Source organism: Streptomyces adelaidensis, from assembly GCF_016598475.1.
Lineage (GTDB): Bacteria > Actinomycetota > Actinomycetes > Streptomycetales > Streptomycetaceae > Streptomyces > Streptomyces adelaidensis.
The window spans coordinates 81,167-88,880 of record NZ_JAEMUX010000029.1; the positions used below are offsets into that span (position 1 = coordinate 81,167).

The following is a 7,714-nucleotide window of genomic DNA, read 5'->3' on the forward strand; positions in this document are numbered from 1 at the left end:
CCTTCGCTTTTGCCTTTAAGTGGCGCGGGGAACTGCGCGATCAGCCACGACGAAACCCGCAGGACGCAATGCACAGTCGCCCCCGAGCTCTGAACGGCTCAACCCAGCAGAGCGCTCACGCATGATTCAACTCGAACCACACAACCTTCCCCGCACTCAACCGAGTAGCCCCCCACCGCTTGGCCAGCCGATTGACGAGATAGAGCCCACGCCCACCCTCATCCGTCGCCCGAGCCTGCCGAAGCCGAGGCAACTGCGGCACATCATCGGTCACCTCGCACCGCAGCACATCGGTCCGCAACAACCTCAAAGTGACCGGCCGAGTCGCGTACCGCACCGCGTTGGTGACGACCTCACTGATCAGCAGCTCGACCGAGTCGGTCAACTCCTCGAGCCCCCAGCGGGACAACGCGTGCCGGGCAAGCCGACGCGCCCGCCCCGGAGCCATCTCCTCCGGTTCCAGGAACCAGTACGCGACATCGCTGGGAGCGATCCCATCGAACCGCGCGGCGAGCAGCGCGATGTCGTCGTCCCGGTCCCCCGGGCCGAGCATGTCGAGCACCTCGTCGCACAACGCTTCGAGCGGCGGCGGATGATCCGGCCCGGTCAACTGCGCGGTCGCGGCGAGCTTCTCCCGCAACTGCTCTATCCCGGTCCACACGTCCCTGAGCCGGGACTCCACCAGGCCGTCGGTGTACAGCAGCAGCGTGCCCCCGGCCGGCGCGTCCAGCTCGACGGCCTCGAAGTCCACGCCACCCACACCGATCGGCGCACCCGGCGGCACCCGCAGCACCTCGGCGCGCCCGCCCAGATGCAGCAGCACCGGCGGCGGATGCCCGGCGTTGGCGATGGTGATCCGGTGCGAGACCGGGTCGTACACCGCGTACAGACAGGTCGCCATGCGATCCGTACCCAGCCGCTGAGCCTGCTCGTCGAGATGGTGCAGCACTTCCTGCGGCGGAAGATCCAGCCCCGCCAGCGTCTGCGCCGTCGTCCTCAACTGCCCCATGATCGCGGCAGAGGTCATCGAATGACCCATCACATCGCCCACGACCAGCGCGACCCGGCTTCCCGGCAGGGGAATCGCGTCGTACCAGTCGCCGCCGACCCGCGCGGTCTCGGCGGCCGGCAGATACCGGTGCGCGAGCCGTACGCCGGTGCAGCGCGGCAGCGCCTCCGGCAGCATCGTGCGCTGCAACTCGTCGGCGATGTATGCCTCGCGGCCGTACAGCACCGCCTTGTCGATGCCGAGCGCGCTGTGCGTGGCGAGCTGGGCGGCGACCAGCAGGTCGTCCTGTTCGAACGCCATCCGCTCGGGGCGGCGCAGGAAGACCGCCGCGCCGATCACCCGGCGTCGGCCGCGCAGCGGCGCGAGGATCGCCCGCTGCCCGGTCGGCACGGTCAGTTCGGCGTCCGGCCCGAGCAGTTCCGGCAGCGCGTCGTGCGCGGCCGGCGCGTCCGCGAAGACCGGCCGTACGCCCCGCAGGACCTCGGCGAGGGCCCCACCGGGCCGTACCTCGCACTGCTCGGCGGTGACGACGGCCAGATCGACGGGCTCGGGCTGCTGGAGCACGGGCATGAAGCCGGTGTCGGTGTCCCGCTCCTCGGGGATCCGGTCGGTACGGCGCAGGCGCAGCACCATGGGTCCGGTGGGCCGCTCGTCGCCGACCGGCAGCGGCTCGCGCAGATACACGAGGATCGCGTCCGAGAACGTCGGAACGGTGGCCCGGCACAGACCCATCACGATCTCGTCCAGGTCGATGCCCCGGGCGATCCGCCGGGTCGCGGCGCCCACGAAGCGCAGCCGGTCGCCGTCCCGCCGCATGGGCATGGGGGCGCCCGGCGGCACACCCTGCCCGCTGCGCCGGTCCAGAGCGCCGCCGACGCCGCCCGCGCGCTCCGGCTCGCCGCCGGGCTGCGCCGGGATGGTCTCCGGCGCGGGGCGCGGGCGGTGCGGGTCGGGCTCGGTGGCCGCGGGCTGGGAGTGCTCCGAGGGTGCCTGGCCGCTCTTCGCGCACGGCGCCGACGTACCCGGCTCGGCCGGTGCGTCACCCATGCGTGCCTGAGCGGGTAAGGCCGGGGCGGGCGCGGCTCGCGGCGGCTCCTGGGTACGCAGGAGCGCCCCGCGGGGATCCGTGGGGCCGGCGCCGCTCTCAGGGCGCTCGTGAGAGGTGGGGTGCTCCGTCACGCGTGTCGAATCCATCCGTCCGGGACTGCGCGTTGTGCGCGCAGTGCGTCCCGCAATCCCGATACTTCGTCCCGCAGAAAGGCCGATACCCGGATTATGTGTCCTGGGAACGGAATTCCCGCGTGGTCAGAGGCAGTTCCTGTGCCACAGACGGTACCGGCGGGCTCGTCGAACGACTGTACTGGTCGTCCGTCCGGCTGTCTCCGACTCGTACCGGTGTAGCCCTCGTACCCCTTGATCACGTCCTGCCGCCCCTCGGTGACATATGGTCAAGCATTGCGCGAACTGCGGGAGTTGCCCCTGTGCGCCCTTGCGGAGGACGATCCTACGGTTCTGGCCCGGGGGCGCATCAAGGGTCTCATGAGGACAAGTGCGCGGGCGTACGGTCCCAGTCGTCCGGGAGAGACGGTACTCCCCACGCGGGATTCGGGCGCCAGTGCTGCCAGCCCTCCGAGTACGGCGGGCCCCAGGCGCGGATGACCTCCACCGCGGACCGCCCCGCCTCCCGCACCCGCTCGGCCAGCTGAGCGTCCATCAGGCCGTCGTGCTGAGCCTGCGCGAACTCGTCCTCGTCGCGCCAGTCCCATGACCGGTCCGGGTACACACAGATGTCGAGGAAGTGGTCCTCGGAGTCCACACCGCCGTCCCAACGCGACAGCGGCGACTCCAGGTTGACGTACCAGTTCTTGAAATGCCAACCCGGCTCCCAGAACAGCCACACCGACCACGGCTCGCCCGGCCGCGCCAGCTTCAGCACGCCGGTGCCGAGCCAATGGCCGCGCTTCACGTCACGCGGCTTCTTGTACCGGGAGGCGAGCGGCTCGGTGTGCGGCGAAGTGCCGTCCGCGAGCACGGGTTTCACGCACTCGGTGCCGGGGGCCAGCCACACGGCCAACAGGTCCTCGTCGTCGCGGACGACCGTGACGGGGCGTGCGATGTGGAGGCTCTCGCCCGCGTTCTCGCGGTAGCGCCACAGGATCCGACTCCCGGGCTCCCAGAACGCCGCCGACCCGCCTGCTTCCACTCGTCTCACCGCTCCGTCGTCTGCCATGGACAGATATTAGATGTCATGGGCATACGACGCTGCGGTGCCGGTCACGGTTCACGCCTTGGCGGGAATCGGTTACTGGAGTGTCACCTGAGACGGCTGAAACTCGCCGTCCGGTCACGGTCGTGTCATCCTCAGGACATCCAGCGCCTCGTCGAGCTGCTTCGACGTGAGATCGCCGCGCTCCACGTACCCGCTCTCCAGGACGACCTCCCGGATCGTCCGCCGCTCGGCCAGCGCCTTCTTGGCGACCTTCGCGGCCTCCTCGTACCCGATGTACTTGTTGAGCGGCGTGACCACGGACGGCGAGGACTCGGCGTACTCGCGGGCGCGCTCCCGGTGGGCGACGATGCCGTCCACGGTCCGGTCGGCGAGCAGCCGTGAGACGTTGGCGAGCAGCCGGATCGACTCCAGGACGTTCTTGGCGATCACCGGCAGCATGACGTTGAGCTCGAAGTTGCCGGACGCGCCCGCCGTCGTGACGGTGAGGTCGTTCCCCGTGACCTGCGCGGCGACCATGAGCACGGCCTCCGGGATCACCGGGTTGACCTTGCCGGGCATGATCGAGGACCCCGGCTGGAGGTCGGGCAGGGAGATCTCCGCGAGGCCGGTGCGCGGTCCGGACGCCATCCACCGCAGATCGTTGGCGATCTTGGTGAGGGACACGGCGACCGTACGGAGCTGCCCGGACGTCTCGACGATGCCGTCCCGCGCCCCCTGCGCCTCGAAGTGGTCCCGCGCCTCGGTGAGCGGCAGCCCGGTGGCCCGCGCGACCTCGGCGATGACGGCGGCGGAGAACCCGGGCGGCGTGTTGATGCCGGTGCCGACGGCCGTGCCGCCCAGGGGGAGTTCGGCGAGCCGGGGCAGCGACGCCCGCAACCGCTCGACGCCGTACCGGATCTGCGCCGCGTAGCCGCCGAACTCCTGGCCGAGAGTGACCGGTGTGGCGTCCATGAGGTGTGTACGACCGGACTTCACGACGTCCGCGAACTCCTCGGACTTGCGCTCCAGAGCCGTGGCCAGATGCTCCAGGGCGGGAATCAGGTCGCGGGTGACGGCGGCGGTGGCGGCGATGTGGATGGAGGAGGGGAAGACGTCGTTCGACGACTGCGAGGCGTTCACATGGTCGTTCGGATGCACGTCCCGGCCGAGCCGCTCGCTCGCCAGCGTGGCGATGACCTCGTTGGTGTTCATGTTCGACGAGGTCCCGGACCCGGTCTGGAACACGTCCACCGGGAAGTGCTCGTCCCACCGCCCCTCGGCCACTTCCGCCGCCGCGTCCCAGATCGCCTCGGCGACGTCCTTGTCGACCACGCCCAGCTCGGCGTTCACCTTGGCGGCGGCCCCCTTGATCTGGGCCAGGGCCTCGATATGGGCCCGCTCGACCCGCTGCCCGGAGATCGGGAAGTTCTCGACCGCCCGCTGTGTCTGGGCCCGCCACTTGGCGTCCGCCGGGACTCGGACCTCGCCCATGGAGTCGTGTTCGACGCGGTAGTCACTCATGACCCGTACAGCGTCCCGGCCGGCCGCGGTGTTCCCGGCCGTACCCCGTGTGAGTGAGGGAGATATTGCCTGCGCCGATGTCGGTGGCGTGCAGTAGCGTCACCCCGATGCGTTGCCCGTCGAACGATTTTCGAAGAAAGAACGTGCATTGAGAAGAGCTGTCATACGCCGGTCCTGCGTGGCCGGTGTCGCCGCCCTGTCGCTCACCATGCTCGCCGCGTGTTCGTCCTCCGGCGAGAGCGAGGGTGACTCGGGCAAGGGCGGGTCCGAGGCGTCCACCGAGGAGGCTCTGTCCGCCGCCGACCTGGAGAAGGTCGTGCTGAAGGACGGGGACGTCGAGGGCCACAAGGTCACCGAGCCCACGGCCACCGTCGAGCAGAAGGACGTGCAGGCGGAGGACGAGGCCTGCGCGCCGCTCGCGTACGCCGCGATCGGCACGGTCATCGACGAGCCGGGCGCCACCGTGCAGCGTGAGGCGGCCAGCGAGCCGGACACCGAGGCCGCCGCGGACGCCCAGAATCCCGAGGACGCGCTGGACACCGGTCTCGACGTGACCCGCACCCTGCTCCGCCTCTCCTCCTACGAGGGCGACGGCGCCAAGGCGGCGATGGACTCCCTGACCAAGTCCGTGGCCGACTGCGCCAAGGGCTTCAAGCTCACCGCCCAGGGCACCGACCAGCAGGTCACCAAGGTCGCCGAGGCCACCGCCCCGGAAGGGGCGGACCAGGCGGTCGCGTTGGAGGTCGTCACCGAGGCCGAGGGCTCCAAGGTCCCGATGAAGGTCGTCGTCTTCCGCAAGGGCGGCACGGTGGGCTACTTCACAGCCCTCAACATCGGCGCGCTCGCCACGGGCAAGGACTTCGACTTCCCGACGAAGGTCGTCGACGCGCAGCTCGACAAGCTGGCCTGACGGTCCGCCACGAACGGGACCGCCCCCACCCGCACATCGCGAGTGGGGGCGGTCCCGTCATGCGGTCACCGACAGGCACCGGTGTCACCCCAGCCCCGGCCCCCGCACCGGAATGCTCGTGAACGTAGGCGCCGGCGCCGGGTCCTTGAAGAAGTCGTTCGACTTGTTCAGTTGGCGGCACCACCCGTAGCATCCGGGCATGATCTCTAACCCGAGGGTCCTGGGGAACGTTCGCCTCTCCGTCATGAAGGACGACACGACCAGCCCGGAGAAGCAGCGCGCGGCCGTCGAGCACTGGGCGCATGGCCCCTCTATAGAGGGACGCATCGTGGGGTGGGCAGAGGACGTGGACGTGTCCGGCGCTATGCATCCCTTCAAGCGACCGGGTCTCGGTCCCTGGTTCACCGAGCGGGCCGACGAGTGGGACGTGTTGGCTGTCTGGAAGCTCGACCGCCTCAGCAGGAAGGCGGGTCACTTCGCCGAGATCTTCGAGTGGTGCCAGAAGCACGGCAAAACCATCGTGTCCGTGACCGAGGGCATCGACATGTCCACCCCCATGGGCAAGATGTTCGCTCAGATCATCGCCGCGTTCGCGGAAGGCGAGTTGGACACCATCCGTGCGCGTGCCCTGTCCGGCTCGATGGCCCGGAAGGCCAAGGGCGTTTGGATCGGCGGTGTACTCCCGTTCGGATACCGATTTGAGCGCCAAGAAGACGGAGGTAAGAAGCTCATTCAGGATGACGAATACGCAAACCTTCTCCGTGACATTGTGGAGAAGCTGAAGAGTGATTGGTCCTCGTACAAGATTGCCGTTGACCTGAACAAGCGTGGTGTTCCGACGTGGCGGGATTACCTGCGCATTGATCGCGGCGACGAACCGAAGGGTGTCGCTTGGACCGGTAACGCTATCCGAGCGATCGTGACTAACCCCACGGTCGGGGGAATCTACACCTATAAGGGTGAGACTGTCGCGGATGATGATGGCGAGCCGGTACGCATCACGGATGAACCGCTGATGGAATACGGGGAGTGGGCGGAACTGGTGGCCAGCATCACGGCTAACCGTCCGGTCTCGCGCGCCACGCCCTCGCGTTCCATGTTGGGAGGCGTGGCCGAGTGCGATGTGTGCGGCGCCCGTATGTCTTCGTCCAAGAAGACCAAGGAGAACGGCAGAGTTTTCCATTACTACGCGTGCAATAACATCAACACGGGGACTTGTTCCGACCCCGGGCGTATCCGGAGGGAAGATCTCGATACGGTCGTTGGCCAGTTCGTGAATGTCACCCTTGGGCCCCTCCCTGTAATGGAGAGGGTTGGCAATTCGATCAGTCAAGCGAAGACGGAACTGGTGGAAGCCGAAGCCATGCTTGACAGGCTGGAGGCTGACTATCTGGCCGGTCGTATCAAGACTGAAGTTCAGGTCGAACGCTACTGGAAGCAGCACGAATCCCAGTCGTCCAAGGTCGAGCGACTGCGTAACGAAATCAAGGAAGCGGAGGATGCGCCCGCCTGGAAGGAAACGGGGCGCAACTATGCGGAGGAATGGGCCACGAAGGATGACGAACAGCGTCGGGTGTTCCTACAGCGTCACGGGGTAACGATCACGGTCGGGAAGGCCGAAGACGGAAACCGCCGAGTCGTTTGCAAAATGCTTGAGCTTGCGGAGATCGCTAAGGAGACTGGGCTTCACGTCCCCGAAGGGTATTGGATGACCGAGCCTGAGGCGGAGTTCCTCTTGCCCGCGCGTCGGCCGTACAGCGGCGGATAGCCACCTGACCCTCTGAATCCCTGGCCCCCGTTGCGTGTAAACGCTTCGGGGGCCTTTCCATGCCCGCACTCTCCAAGGGAGACCGTTTACACGCTCTCACGCCGCCCGTTTAAACACCCTTCCTTGAAACCGCCACCCTGGGTGGGTTAGAAACTGCATGTCTTGTTTTCGTCAGTCCCGGCGATAGCCGGGGCTTTCTTATGCCCGCGACCAACCGCCTGAGGGAATAGTGACCATTGGATTCGGCCCCGGTGCCCCGTGGGGTGCCATTTCTCAGCTCGACTGCCGAGCGAAAGC

Annotated in this window: 5 protein-coding genes; 2 read left to right on the top strand and 3 right to left on the bottom strand. The window is 67.9% G+C overall.

Annotated elements, in window-relative coordinates; translation table 11 throughout:
* Nucleotides 1–115 precede the first annotated feature (115 nt).
* The 3 genes from I8N67_RS18955 to I8N67_RS18965 all read right to left on the bottom strand — a co-directional run bounded on the left by I8N67_RS18955 (nt 116) and on the right by I8N67_RS18965 (nt 4,739).
* On the bottom strand, nt 116–2,203 hold the full coding sequence (locus tag I8N67_RS18955; RefSeq protein WP_200304314.1) for an ATP-binding SpoIIE family protein phosphatase: 2,088 nt from the start codon (nt 2,201–2,203) through the stop codon (nt 116–118).
* A gap of 343 nt (nt 2,204–2,546) precedes the next feature.
* A complete protein-coding gene (gene fomD, locus I8N67_RS18960) occupies nt 2,547–3,239 on the bottom strand; it encodes a cytidylyl-2-hydroxypropylphosphonate hydrolase (RefSeq protein WP_200304315.1) in 693 nt (230 codons plus the stop codon).
* A gap of 114 nt (nt 3,240–3,353) precedes the next feature.
* Nucleotides 3,354–4,739: a class II fumarate hydratase gene (locus I8N67_RS18965; RefSeq protein ID WP_200304316.1), complete on the bottom strand. Its 1,386-nt coding sequence runs from the start codon at nt 4,737–4,739 to the stop codon at nt 3,354–3,356.
* A gap of 178 nt (nt 4,740–4,917) precedes the next feature.
* On the opposite strand from I8N67_RS18965, the gene I8N67_RS18970 reads away from it, so the two are divergent.
* A complete protein-coding gene (locus I8N67_RS18970) occupies nt 4,918–5,649 on the top strand; it encodes a hypothetical protein (protein WP_307835281.1) in 732 nt (243 codons plus the stop codon).
* Nucleotides 5,650–5,848: 199 nt separating this feature from the next.
* Complete coding sequence (locus I8N67_RS18975) at nt 5,849–7,417, top strand: recombinase family protein (protein WP_200304318.1); 1,569 nt, start codon at nt 5,849–5,851, stop codon at nt 7,415–7,417.
* The last annotated feature ends 297 nt before the right edge of the window (nt 7,418–7,714 follow it).